Annotated in this window: 10 protein-coding genes; 7 read left to right on the top strand and 3 right to left on the bottom strand. The window is 59.4% G+C overall.

The genetic code is table 11. The features are described from left to right. Window positions 1-66 precede the first annotated feature (66 nt). From gatB to gatC, 3 genes are read right to left on the bottom strand one after another with little or no spacing between them, the layout of a single operon-like run. Window positions 67-1,494: an Asp-tRNA(Asn)/Glu-tRNA(Gln) amidotransferase subunit GatB gene (gatB, locus tag LAT62_RS03090; RefSeq protein WP_293378796.1), complete on the bottom strand. Its 1,428-nt coding sequence runs from the start codon at window positions 1,492-1,494 to the stop codon at window positions 67-69. 15 nt (window positions 1,495-1,509) lie between these two features. Next, the gene (gene gatA, locus LAT62_RS03085; protein ID WP_293378937.1) at window positions 1,510-2,961 is read right to left on the bottom strand and encodes an Asp-tRNA(Asn)/Glu-tRNA(Gln) amidotransferase subunit GatA; all 1,452 of its coding nucleotides are present in this window, start codon (window positions 2,959-2,961) and stop codon (window positions 1,510-1,512) included. A gap of 14 nt (window positions 2,962-2,975) precedes the next feature. Next, complete coding sequence (gene gatC, locus LAT62_RS03080; RefSeq protein ID WP_293378793.1) at window positions 2,976-3,263, bottom strand: Asp-tRNA(Asn)/Glu-tRNA(Gln) amidotransferase subunit GatC; 288 nt, start codon at window positions 3,261-3,263, stop codon at window positions 2,976-2,978. A 196-nt stretch (window positions 3,264-3,459) separates the two neighbouring features. On the opposite strand from gatC, the gene LAT62_RS03075 reads away from it, so the two are divergent. The 7 genes from LAT62_RS03075 to LAT62_RS03045 all read left to right on the top strand — a co-directional run bounded on the left by LAT62_RS03075 (window position 3,460) and on the right by LAT62_RS03045 (window position 12,959). Next, window positions 3,460-4,497: a rod shape-determining protein gene (locus LAT62_RS03075; protein ID WP_293378790.1), complete on the top strand. Its 1,038-nt coding sequence runs from the start codon at window positions 3,460-3,462 to the stop codon at window positions 4,495-4,497. 69 nt (window positions 4,498-4,566) lie between these two features. After that, complete coding sequence (mreC, locus tag LAT62_RS03070; RefSeq protein WP_293378787.1) at window positions 4,567-5,427, top strand: rod shape-determining protein MreC; 861 nt, start codon at window positions 4,567-4,569, stop codon at window positions 5,425-5,427. After that, window positions 5,405-5,896 (top strand): rod shape-determining protein MreD, encoded by a 492-nt coding sequence (gene mreD, locus LAT62_RS03065; protein WP_293378784.1) that lies wholly within the window; start codon window positions 5,405-5,407, stop codon window positions 5,894-5,896. Before mreC ends, mreD begins: the two co-directional genes overlap by 23 nt. A 4-nt stretch (window positions 5,897-5,900) precedes the next feature. Continuing rightward, the gene (locus tag LAT62_RS03060; RefSeq protein ID WP_293378781.1) at window positions 5,901-6,539 is read left to right on the top strand and encodes a nucleoside triphosphate pyrophosphatase; all 639 of its coding nucleotides are present in this window, start codon (window positions 5,901-5,903) and stop codon (window positions 6,537-6,539) included. Next, window positions 6,536-7,987, top strand: coding sequence for a ribonuclease G (rng, locus tag LAT62_RS03055; RefSeq protein WP_293378778.1), 1,452 nt, complete (start codon window positions 6,536-6,538; stop codon window positions 7,985-7,987). Before LAT62_RS03060 ends, rng begins: the two co-directional genes overlap by 4 nt. 27 nt (window positions 7,988-8,014) lie before the next feature. Next, window positions 8,015-12,100 (top strand): AsmA-like C-terminal region-containing protein, encoded by a 4,086-nt coding sequence (locus LAT62_RS03050; RefSeq protein ID WP_293378775.1) that lies wholly within the window; start codon window positions 8,015-8,017, stop codon window positions 12,098-12,100. Next, window positions 12,072-12,959, top strand: a complete 888-nt coding sequence (locus LAT62_RS03045; RefSeq protein ID WP_293378772.1) for a carbon-nitrogen hydrolase family protein — start codon at window positions 12,072-12,074, stop codon at window positions 12,957-12,959. The genes LAT62_RS03050 and LAT62_RS03045 overlap by 29 nt, the downstream gene beginning before the upstream one ends. Window positions 12,960-13,182: the final 223 nt, after the last annotated feature.

Genomic DNA, 13,182 nt, shown 5'->3' with positions numbered 1-13,182 from the left:
ATAACCCGGCCACTTCCAGGCCGGGTTGTGGTTTCAGTCTACAGTGAACCGAGGGTCCTGTCGTCGTTATAGTTTCTTCTTCAGCAGATCGTTGACCACACCGGGGTTTGCCTGCCCCTTGGAGGCTTTCATGACCTGGCCGACAAAAAAGCCGAACAGCTTGTCTTTGCCACCCCGGTACTGTTCTACCTGCCCGGGGTTGTTGGCGATGACCTCATCGATCATGGCTTCTATAGCGGACGTATCACTGACCTGCTTGAGGCCTTTCTTTTCTATGATGGTGTCCGGATCACTGCCGTCCTCCACCATGCCCTCAAACACGGCCTTGGCCATCTTCGATGAGATTGTATTGTCGGTTATACGAACAATCAGCTGTCCCAGATTCTCTGCGGATACCGGGCTTTCGCTGATCGGCGTGTTGGACTTGTTCAGCACCGCTGCCAGTTCCACCATGACCCAGTTCGCCGACAGCTTGGGTTCCTGGCTCTTGCTGGCCACAGCTTCGAAAAAGTAGGCCATGTCCTGAGTGCTTGCCAACACGGCGGCATCATATTCACTCAGCCCGTACTCGGACTGGAATCTGGCCTTCTTGGCATCCGGCAGCTCGGGCAACTCGCTGCGCACTGCTTCGATGTAGCTGTCGTCTATCTCCACCGGCAGCAAATCGGGCTCCGGGAAGTAACGGTAGTCGTTGGCCACTTCCTTGGAGCGCATGCTGCGGGTTTCATCCAGCTCCGCATCATACAGTCGGGTCTCCTGCACTACGGTGCCGCCATCTTCGATCAAGGCAATCTGGCGTTCTACTTCGTGATTGATCGCGCGCTCCACAAAGCGGAACGAGTTGACGTTCTTGATTTCACAGCGCATGCCGAACTCTTTCTGCCCCTTGGGGCGAATAGAGACGTTGGCATCACAGCGCATCGAGCCTTCGGCCATATTACCGTCTGAAACGCCGATGTAGGTGACAATACTGTGAATTTTTTTCAGGTAGGCCACCGCCTCTTTGGCGCTGCGGATATCCGGCTCGGAAACGATCTCAAGCAACGGTGTGCCGGCGCGATTCAGGTCGATGCCGGTCATGCCATGGAAATCTTCATGCAGTGACTTGCCGGCATCTTCCTCGAGGTGCGCCCGGGTGACGCCCACCAGCTTGGTGGTGCCGTCATCCATCATGATCTCGACCTGACCCTTGCCCACGATGGGGTGGTCCATCTGGGTGATCTGATAGCCTTTGGGCAGGTCAGGATAGAAGTAGTTCTTCCGGTCAAAAGCCGAATGCTGCCCGATATTAGCATCTATCGCCAGACCGAAAGAGACGGCCTTGCGCAGGGCGTTTTCATTGAATACCGGCAGCGTCCCGGGCATGCCCAGATCAATGCCGCAGGCCTGTGTATTGGGTGCCGCACCAAAGCGGGTGCTGGCACCAGAGAATATCTTGGTGTTGGTCGAGAGCTGGACGTGTACCTCCAGCCCGATCACGGTTTCCCATTCCATGTTCGTCGCTACCTCTTAACCGAATGCCGGAGTCTGTTGATGCCAGTCAGTGACCTGCTGGTACTGGTGTGCCACATTGAGCAGTTGCGCCTCGGCAAAGTAGTTGCCGATCAGTTGCAGGCCGACGGGCAGGCCGTCGACCTGACCGCAGGGCACGGACATGCCCGGCAGGCCGGCCAGATTGACCGACAGGGTGTAGATGTCTTCCAGATACATGGAGACCGGGTCATTGCTCTTGTCGCCCAGTTTCCAGGCCGGTGAAGGCGTGGTGGGACCGGCAATGACGTCGACTTCTGCGAACGCACTCTGGAAGTCGTCCTTGATCAGACGCCGCAACTGCTGCGCCTTGTTGTAGTAGGCGTCATAGTAGCCGGCGCTCAGGGCGTAGGTGCCGATCATGATGCGGCGCTTGACCTCTTCGCCAAAGCCTTCGGCCCGGGTGCGGGTATACATGTCCAGGAGGTCCTTGGGGGCCTCGCAACGATAGCCGTAGCGCACGCCATCATAGCGCGAGAGGTTGGTGGAGGCTTCTGCCGGCGCAATGATGTAGTAGGCCGGAATGGACAGCCGGGTGCGCGGCAGGCTGATGCGCTTGACGGTGGCACCGAGTTTTTCCAGCTCTTTCACGCCAGCCTCGACCCGGGCAGCGATGTCGCTGTTCAGGCCTTCGCCGAAGTATTCCTCGGGCAGACCGATGCGCAAACCGTCGAGTGGCTTGTCGAGATCGGCGGTATAGTCCGGAACTGCAATGTCCTTGCTGGTGGAGTCCTTGTGATCGAACCCGGCCATGCCGTTGAGCAGCAGGGCCGCGTCTTCCGCTGTGCGGGCAATGGGTCCACCCTGGTCGAGCGAGGAACCATAGGCAATCATGCCCCAGCGCGACACCCGGCCATAAGTCGGCTTGAGGCCGGTCAGGTTGCACAGGGCCGCAGGCTGGCGAATGGAGCCGCCGGTGTCGGTGCCAGTGGCGACCGGGGCCTGGCCGGCGGCAACGGCTGCTGCCGAGCCCCCTGACGACCCCCCGGGAATCACCTCGGTGTTCCAGGGGTTGCGTGTCGGACCATAGAAGGAGCTCTCGGTAGAGGAGCCCATGGCGAACTCATCCAGATTGGTCTTGCCCAGCATGACCATTCCGGCGGTGCGTAATTTATCCGTAACGGTCGACTCGTAGGGCGCCGTAAAATTGTCGAGCATTTTTGACCCGCAGGAGGTTCTCACTCCCTGGGTGCAGAAAATGTCCTTGTGTGCAATCGGAATGCCGGTCAGCGGGCCCGCCTTGCCCTGAGCGCGCAGCGCGTCGGCCTCTTTGGCCTCGGCGCGCGCCTGGTCGGCGGTGACGGTAATGAAGGCATTCAGGTCACCGTCGGTAGCGGCAATGCGTTGCAGATAAGCGTCGGTCAGTTCAGCGCTGGTGAACTCTGCCTTGGCCAGTCCTTCGGATAACTGCTTGAGCGTACTGTTGATCATCAGGGAATCCGTGTTCATTCAATGACTTTGGGAACGAGATACAGGCCAGCATCGGTGGCCGGAGCTATGCTCTGAAAATGTTCGCGCTGGTTGTCTTCAGTGACATTGTCGGCGCGCAGACGCTGCACCGAATCGAGCGGATTGGCAAGGGGCGTGACGCCAGATGTATCGATGGCCTGCATTTCATCGACCAGATCCAGGATGCTGGACAGGGCATCGACATAGCGCGGAACATCCTGCTCGTCGATTTTCAGGCGTGCCAGCATGGCAATATTCTCCACTTCCGAGCGGTCAAGGCTCATGCGCTTCTCCAAGGTTGACTATCGGGCGGGCCCGTAACCGGCAAAAACCGAACACGGGCAGGATCAGAAAGGCGCTAAGGTACCATATTTGTGCCTTGCTCAAAATCCCCGCCACTGATACATTGCAGCCTGATCAAGGCGCGTGCACAGCGGTTATCACGGCGCCTTCACGGTTTTGGTTAACGGACGGGAATACATGTTTAAGAAACTCAGAGGTTTATTCTCCAGTGATCTGTCAATCGATCTGGGAACTGCGAATACCCTGATATATGTGCGCGATCGGGATATCGTGCTGAATGAGCCCTCGGTGGTAGCGGTTCGAGTGCGCGGCAATCAGAAAGAGGTTGCTGCGGTGGGCACTGAAGCGAAGCGGATGCTGGGCCGTACTCCAGGCTCCATTACCGCCATTCGCCCTCTGAAAGACGGCGTCATTGCCGACTTTCAGGTGACTGAAAAGATGTTGCAGCACTTCATTGCCAAGGTGCATGAAGGCTCATTCTTTACACCCAGCCCGCGGGTACTGATCTGTGTACCCTGCAAGTCGACTCAGGTGGAGCGCAAAGCGATCCGCGAGTCTGCCTATGGCGCTGGTGCCCGTCAGGTGATTCTGATTGAAGAGCCCATGGCGGCAGCGATTGGTGCGGGTCTGCCCGTCGATGAAGCACGCGGTTCCATGGTGGTTGATATCGGCGGTGGTACCACCGAGATCGCCATCATCTCGCTGAATGGTGTGGTATACGCCGAATCGGTACGGGTCGGCGGTGACCGGTTTGATGAGGCCATTGTGTCCTACATTCGCCGTCACTACGGCAGCCTGATTGGTGAGGCGACCGCAGAGCGGATCAAGATGGAAATCGGCTGCGCTTTTCCTGGCGACGAGCGTCGCGAGTTTGAAGTCCGGGGCCGTAATCTGGCCGAAGGCATTCCGCGCAGCTTTACCCTGAACAGCGATGAAGTGATTGATGCACTTCAGGAGTCCCTGTCTGCCATCGTGCAGGCAGTCAAGAGCGCACTGGAACAGACACCGCCGGAACTGGCTGCAGATATTGCAGAGCGGGGCATGGTGCTGACCGGTGGTGGAGCTTTGTTGCGGGATATCGACAAGCTGCTCAGCGAAGAGACCGGGTTGCCGGTACTGGTCGCTGAAGACCCACTGACCTGTGTTGCCCGTGGCGGCGGCCGGGCTCTGGAAATGATGGACGACAAGATTTTCGAATTGGCTCACGACGGCTGAAGTGGAGTTATTACTGAACTCCGGAGTGGTTGACCGTGAGTCCTTCGTTGCCGCAGGCACTGGTCATTCATGAGCACCTCCCTGTTTCAGGAAAGGCGTGTATACGGTAAGCGGTTTCTCTGGATTCTGCTGCTTGCAGGCGCGCTATTGCTCGCCGATTGGCGGTTTGCCCAGCTTGAGTATGTGCGGCAAGGCGTTTCGGCGACTCTGGCGCCTATTCGTCTGGTCGCCAGTATTCCTTCTTCCATTGCCGACTGGGCCTCACGCTCAGTCGCCAGCCGTGCTTCGCTGATTGAAGAGAATGCGCAATTGAGGGCACAGCTGTTCGTGCTCGAACGGCGCTCACAGCAGATGATCTCCCTGGAAATCGAAAACCGACGCCTGCGTCAGTTGCTGAATGCCACTGAAGTGCTCGAAGACCGGTTTATTTCTGCGGAACTGATCGGTGTCGACCCTGATCCCTTTACGCATCATGTCATTCTGAACCGCGGTACACGCGACAATGTGTATGTCGGCCAGCCGGTGATCGATGCCAACGGGCTGGTCGGGCAGGTGATAGAGGTGGACCCCTTTACCTCACGGGTCTTGCTGATTGGTGATGCCAACCATGCGGTGCCGGTTCAGGTGAACCGCAATGGTGTGCGTACTACGGTCACTGGAACCGGTGACCTGACAGAGCTCAGCCTGATGTTCGTCCCCGAAACCGCCGATATTCAGGAGGGTGATCTGTTGGTCACCAGCGGGCTGGGCGGGCGCTTCCCGATGGGTTATCCGGTGGCGGAAGTCAGCCGGGTAGAACGCATTCCGGGTGCACAGTTCTCCGAAGTTCGGGCCAGGCCGCTTGCGGAACTGGATCGGACTCGACATGTGCTGCTCGTTGATACTCAGAACAACAACAGGAATCGGCGTGGAGATACCCAAGGCGAATAACCTCTGGGTGCCTTATGCCACCCTTGTACTGGCCATCCTGCTGAGTACCTTTGGCTTACCCGGCTGGGCGGCCTATGCAGCCCCTGAGTGGGTGGCTCTGGTGGTGATCTACTGGGTGCTCGCCATTCCCTATCGGTTCGGTATCTTGTTTGCCTTTCTGGTCGGTGTGGTCATGGATGTTCATGGTGGCAAGCCACTGGGCATGCAGGGCGTTGCCATGGCTTTTGTCGCCTTCACGGCACTGGCACTGCACCAGCGGATACGGATCTACCCACCGGTGCAGCAGGCGGGCATGATACTGCTGATCATTGGTGCCTATCTGGTTATCAAGCAGGCGCTGCGGGCGCTGTTCGGGGCTGGGTTTGCGCCCGGTGGTCTTTATCTTCTGCCAGCCCTCAGCAGTGCGCTGCTGTGGCCTTTGATTTACCTGACCCTTCGTGGTCTGCGTATCCGATACCGGGTAAAATAGAAAGATGACACTGATTCTGGGTTCTGCCTCTCCCCGGCGTAAAGAGCTGCTGGAACTCTTGGGAATACCTTTTGCCGTCCAGGCAGGTCATATTGATGAGACGCCGCTGGCGGCAGAAAGCCCTGCCATTTATGTTGACCGCATGGCCATCGAGAAGGCGCGGCACGTACAGCAATTGCTCGATGCACCGCACGATACCTGGGTACTGGGCGCCGATACCACCGTGGTCAAGGACGGGCAGATTCTTGGCAAGCCCCTGGATCAGGCGGATGCGCACCGTATGCTGCGGGCCCTGTCGGGCGCTGAGCATGACGTGCTGACTGCCGTTGCCCTGTGCAGCCCGGATGGCTTGGTGCGCCACCGGCAAAGCGCTACCCGGGTCTGGTTTCACCCTCTCAGTGTTGATGACATTGCGGCCTACTGGGCGACCGGCGAACCGGCCGACAAGGCAGGGGCTTATGGTATACAGGGTGCAGGTGCCCGCTTTGTGCAGCGCATCGATGGCAATTATCATGCAGTCATGGGATTGCCGATTGATCTGACCGCACAGTTGCTGCAGGAAGCCGGTTTCGATCTGCTGTCCGCCGGTTCACCCCGGAACACTCACGACAATGGATCACACAAAGGACAACGCCTGACATGAATGCTGAGATACTGGTCAATGTGACACCGATGGAAGCCCGTGTCGCCCTGGTGGAAAACGGGGTAGCCCAGGAAGTGTTCATCGAACGGACCCAGTCACGTGGCATTGTCGGCAACATCTATCAGGGCAAGGTGGTGCGTGTGCTACCGGGCATGCAGGCGGCGTTTGTTGATGTCGGGCTCGAACGGGCGGCCTTCATCCATGCCGGTGACATTGCCCCAGGCAGTGAGACCATTCCCGGTATCGCTGAGCTGGTGCGGGAAGGCCAGCCACTGATGGTGCAGGTGGTGAAAGACCCTATCGGCACCAAAGGCGCTCGCCTGACTACCCAGTTTTCAGTGCCCTCACGTTATCTGGTGTATATGCCGGATGCCGACCATGTCGGCATCAGCCAGCGCATCGAAGGGGAGGAAGAGCGGGAGCGATTGCGCCATCTGGTCAGCAGTTTGCAGCAGGAACTGGACATCAACAGCGGCGGGTTCATTCTGCGCACCGCGGCCGAAGGGGCCGGCGAGGCGGAATTGCGGGCCGATATGGCCTACTTGAAGCGTTTGTGGGCTGCCCTGCAGGAAAAGACCCGTGATCGGACGCCCCCGCACATCGTTTATGAAGACCTGCCGTTGTTTCTGCGCGTCGCCAGAGACATGGTGCGCACTGATGTGGAGAAAATCCGCGTTGACTCGCGCGAGACCTATGCTCGAACGATTGAGTTTGTGCGCAAGTACAACCCGGAAGTCGAGCCGGTTTTCGAATATTATCCTGGCGAACGACCGATTTTCGATCTGTTCGGCGTAGAAGAAGAACTGGAACGGGCCCTGTCGCGCAAGGTGGACCTCAAAAGCGGAGGCTATGTCATCTTCGATCAGACAGAGGCCATGTCGACCATTGACGTCAATACGGGCGGCTATGTCGGGCACCGCAACCTGGAAGAAACGATTTTCAAGACCAACCTGGAAGCCGTTGCCACCATCGTGCGGCAACTGAGGCTGCGCAACCTGGGCGGGATCATCATCATTGATTTTATCGATATGGCAGATCCGGAACATCGTCGCCAGGTACTGCGGATGCTGGAGAAAACACTGGAGCGGGATCATGCAAAAACCAAGGTGACCGGCGTGTCCGAGTTGGGCCTGGTGGAAATGACCCGCAAACGAACACGCGAGAGTCTCGAACATCTGCTCACCGACATCTGCCCCGCTTGCGGCGGGCGGGGCAGGATGAAAACGGCGCAGACGGTGTGTTACGAGATATTCCGCGAAATCATGCGCGAGGAACGCGCATACGATAACCGCAGCTATATGGTGTTGGCGTCACAGTCTGTGGTTGATCGACTGCTGGATGAGGAATCTGCCGCAGTAGCCGATCTGGAGGAATTCATTGGCAAACCGCTCAAATTTCAAGTGGAATCACTGTATCAGACTGACCAGTTTGATGTGGTTCTGCTTTGATCCACGCGGGTGGAGGGCCGAGTCAGTATGAGCGCCCGCACCACGCTGTTCAACCTGCGCCGCGCCGTGTGGCGTTCGATGGCGCTTTTGGCGCTGCTGATGGTGGTCTATGTGATTGCCGGGCGGCAGCTTGCGCCCATGGTCGAGCGTACCACACCTACCCTCGAGAGCTATTTTTCCGAGCTGCTTGAACAGCCCGTGTCCATTGCCGGTATTCAGGGCGAGTGGCGCGGGTTCGGGCCGGTATTCACAGTGCGAGGGCTGTCGATTGGTGATTCGTTTGAGCTGACCAGCGTGACGCTGGAGCCGGCACTGCTGACGTCGCTGGCCAAGCAGAATGTCATTTTCAACCGTTTTCAGGTCAATGGCGGCCGCGTCGAGGCCGTTCAGGACGGTGACCGGTGGCAGGTGCCTGCCTTCGCCATCCTGGAGCGGGATGTACAATTGCGAGAGGTATTCGAAACCGCCTACAATCAGTTGCTGGAGCAGGACGCCATTCGTCTGCGTGACATGGTGCTCACGCTGACCAGTGACGATGAGAGCCTTGATATTCTGCTGGCGGACGCCCTTATCATTGGCACTCACGAATACCACGAGCTCAGTGGCGAGCTGATTTTCGATCCTGAAGGTCAGGCAGTCACTGCCGGCTTGCAGATAGAAGCCCGCGACACTCGCAACAACCCGGATGTGTATGCCTATCTACGCCATGACACGCTCGATCTTTCCCCTTTCCGTGGAGCCCTGCCGGATCTCCCCGACTTTGAACTGAATCAGCTCGAGCTGGCGGCCAACTGGTGGCTGCGCTGGCGTGATGGTCGCCTGCAATATCTGCAGGCTGACCTTCAGCAGGCCAATCTGCGGTTCCGGGCGCCCAATGATGAGGCCGAGCAGAGCCTGCAGGACTTGTCTGCCGCATTGCACTGGGAGCCGGGTGGCGAAGACGAGCACCGAGTCCGGTTGCGTGACATCAGTTTCAGCTACAACGATCAGACCTGGTTGCCGTCCAGTCATGATATTGCACTGAGCCCGGACGGCCTGACCGTGGACACCAGCCAACTGTCCGTGGTGACTCTGGGTGCCATGGTGGAGCCCTGGCTGCCGGTGGACCTGTTCACGCGGCACAGTATCCGAGGGCAGGTCAATGATCTGGCCCTCCATATACCGCGCATAGAGGGTGACTGGGACCTGGAGGGCCTGAGCGCCTCTGGTCTTATTCGCAATGGCGAGTTTGGGCATCTCGGGCAGATCCCGGGTTTTGATCAGGTCGATGCCCGATTCAGCGCCGGGCTGCGCCAGGGGGTGGTGTCTGTGGAGCCGGGCCCGCTGCAGGTCAGGTTGCCCAATTCGCTGCCCGAACCCATTTTGATGGACGTCCGTGCAGGCTCCGTCGCCTGGCATCTGTCAGAAGATCTGAAACTTCAGATCGCCAGCTCCGAAGTTGATTTCGACTGGCGGGACAGTGGTCGGGTACTGGGGCGGTTTGCCTTTTCCACGGCCATGGACCCGGAACGAGAGTCGGCTGCTGAGACCATTCTGTCCTTGGCCCTGGCCGGAGAACGGCTGCACACCGAAAGCCTGTTCAGTGGCCTGCCGATTCAATTGCCGGCCAATATTCTCGACTGGATGCACACTCGTTTGCAGGATGTTGAAGGCGGCCCCTGGGCAATCGCCATGCCCAACATCTTTGCCGATGACCTGCGTACGCGTATCGGCAAGATTGGCGCTGACGTCGCCTCGGCCACCATCGAAATCGATGAAAACTGGCCCGAGTTCGAGCAGGTTGGAGGTAATTTCTTTCTTGACCACAATGGCATCAATGCGCGCCTGGACACCGGCCAGTATGCGGAACTGACCCTGGATCAGGGCCGCCTTCGTTTGCCCTTCGTCGAAAACACCTCGGTTTTTGTTTCCGGTTACAGCGAAGCAGAGGGTCGCGATGCCTGGCAACTGGTCACGGATTCTCCAGTGCGCGACATGGTGCCGCCGGAAATACTGAACTGGCAATTGGATGGCCGGGTTTCCGGTGATTTGGATCTGCGCATCCCCCTCTTTGACGCGCCGGTGGAACTGGAGCTGGCCATGACGGTTCAGGACAGCGAACTGGTCATGCCGACGCAGAATCTTCGCTTCAACGAGATCAATGGCCCTCTGTTTCTGTCCACCCAGCGTGGACTGCGCTCACCTGGCCTGCAGGCTGAGCTGTTCGGCGGGCCACTGGCAGCGTCCATGCAGACTGAAGTACTGCCAGATGGCGCCTGGCGACTTTATTTTCCCGGTCAAGGGTTGATACCACTGGCTGAACTGGGCCTCTGGCTGCAGGACCCCTGGCTGGCCAGCCAGTCGGCCAGTATCGACTATCAGGGTGAATTGTCGGTGCAGGAAGGGAGCATAGATTTGCAGGCCAGCTCTGACCTGCGCGGCCTGGCACTCGACTTTCCGGAGCCCCTGGGCAAGCAGGCCGCTGAGGGTCGGCCGCTGGACCTGCAATTGACCCTGAGAGAGGGCGATCATCGTATCCGCGCAAACTATGACGACGCGCTTGATATCGACTTGCGCGCCGGCGCTGACTGGATTCCGAGAGCCGGCGCCATTCAGTTGGGTGATGGGGAGCCGGGGTCTGTGCCCGACAATCATATTCAACTTGGCGCTCAACTCCCCGAAATCAATGTACAGGCCTGGGCCGAGGCCTGGGCGCAGATACAGCCCCTGTATGCGCTGCCCGGCCCGCTGGCTGCGGCCACTTTGCCGCAGGCAGAAGGGGAGGGTATCGAGCCCGAAGTTGAGGGGCCTCCAGTGCCAGTCGAGATTGTCGATCTCGCTCCAGAGTTACTCGCGCCCTCTGGCCTTCGTGCCCTGCTTGATGCACTTGCAGATACCCGTCTGCATGAGATACGGGCGCAGACGGACAGTCTGCTCCTTGGCGATTATCAAGCCGACGGTGGCACCATGACGCTGGAGAGAGAGGCAGAGCAATGGGTCGCCCGTGTCGATTCACGGCGTGTCGGTGGCACACTGTCAGTGCCTGACCAGCAGGGTGAACCAACCCTGCTGGCTCTGGATTTTTTGCACCTGGGCGACCTGGTCCGGGTCATTCTTCCTGCGGTTGTGGAAGATGCCACTGCATTGGACGACGAGCCACTGTTACTCGCCGACGTGCGCCGTCGTCGTGATCCATACCAGTATGACCCGGACCAGGACTGGCTGGCACAGCTTGACCCGACCTGGTTGCCCCACATGGAAATCGAGATCGACAATCTGACTTACAATGCGGAATCTTTCGGCGAGTGGGCGTTTGCCCTGAGTCCGCGCGCCGAAGGGTTGCGTGTGGACCGGATCAACGGAGACGTCCGGGGTGTCAATCTTAACGGCTACATGGAATGGCAGACCCCCCTTACCGGGCAGCATAGCTCCAGCATGAATTTACGTGCCTCGACCGGTGACCTGGCGGATGTATTGGTGGCCTCGGGTCTGACACCGGTGATCACCAGCAACCGTGCCCAGGGCTCGGCAGAACTGAGTTGGCAGGGCAGTCCGCTGGCCTTTGACGGCCGTGGTGTGCGGGGCCAGGTTGGCTTCGATGTGCGTGACGGCAACCTGCGCGAACTGGAAGATTTTGATGCCATCCGGGTGATCGGTCTGCTCAATGTCACCCGCATTTTCCGTCGCCTGGCCCTGGATTTTCGGGACGTGTTCTCGGCTGGTATTTCCTACGATCGTATTCGCGGTGATCTGCTGGTAGAAGAGGGTCTGGTCAGTGTGGGCGAGCGCTTGTCGCTGGATGGCAGTGGTGCCCGCATGTTCTTCGGTGGTGATTACGATATGCTGCAGGATGAACTGGATGCCGAGGGCGTCGTCATCGCCCGGGTCAGCAATACTGCAGGTCTGCTGGCGCTGGGGGCCGGCTTCTCGCCACCCGTGGCATTGATGGTCATATTCGGTGAGCGGGCTTTCGAGCGCGAACTGGAGCGCCTGTTCAGCGTGCGCACCGAGATCAGCGGGCCGCTTGCCCGGCCGGACGTCAGAGCCAGCCGGCTCTTTGACAGTGATATCAGGGGCAATGAAGCAACCCTGGAGGAGAGAATGCGTGAGCTCTTCGGACCTGATGCCCGATAAATCTGCCAGCCCGACGGCGGAGCAGAACCCGATACTGACCGTTGCCGGTGTGCAGATGACCAGTGGCGGCACCGTTGAAGACAGCCTGGCGGACGCCGCGCAGGGCATAGAGCAGGCTGTGGCCCAGCAGGCCCGTCTGGTGGTGCTGCCGGAGAATTTTGGCACTCTGGGTACAGGCGCTTTCGACACGGTGGCGCAGCAGGAAGCGGCCGGCGATGCAGGCTCGATCAGTGACTGGGCCAGCCAACAGGCCAGAGAACATGGCATCTATCTGGTGGCCGGCACGGTGCCGATTCACGATGAGAAGACCGGTAAAAGCCTGGCCGCCAGTCGGGTGTTTGGGCCCGACGGCCGTCAGATCGCGCGCTATGACAAGATTCATCTGTTCGACGTGGATGTGGGCGACGCCTATGGCAGCTACCGGGAGTCGGACCATTACGCGCCGGGGTCTTCGGTGGTAACCTGGGATATTCCGGCCGATGATGGAGAGCCGCTTCGCGTCGGCCTGACGGTCTGCTATGACCTGCGTTTTCCGGAACTCTATGATGCCCTGCGCCAGCAGGGTGCCGAGCTGATACTGGTGCCTTCCGCCTTTACCCACAGCACCGGCCAGGCGCACTGGGGTTTGCTGCTGCGTGCCCGAGCGGTGGAGCAGGGCTGCTATGTGCTGGGCGTCAATCAGTGCGGCTGGCATGACAGCAAGCGCCGCACCTGGGGCCACAGCCAGTTGATAGACCCCTGGGGCGACGCCCGGGCCGCCCTGGCCTCCGAACCCGACGTGCTCATCGGCCGCATCAGCCGCGACTACCTCAAACGCATCCGCACCCAACTCCCCACCCACCAACACCACCGCCTGTAGGCCGATGAGGCCACCTCCATTGTAGGCGCCGGCCTTGGCCGCGCTCGGCGGCGCCCGGAACCGTACCCCATGCGCGGCTCCAGGCCCTGCACCCCCTCCGTAGGAGCCCACCCCGTGGGCGATACTCTGCATTGGACTTGTTGCCTGAGGCCAAACCGGGCCAGCAGACCGCGAACAGTGGTGCCTTGTTTCCGCCGCTCACTGGTCCCGGTCGGGCGGGCCA

Source organism: Natronospirillum sp., from assembly GCF_022565775.1.
Classification (GTDB): Bacteria; Pseudomonadota; Gammaproteobacteria; order Pseudomonadales; family Natronospirillaceae; genus Natronospirillum.
This window is presented reverse-complemented; position numbering and strand designations above follow the sequence as displayed.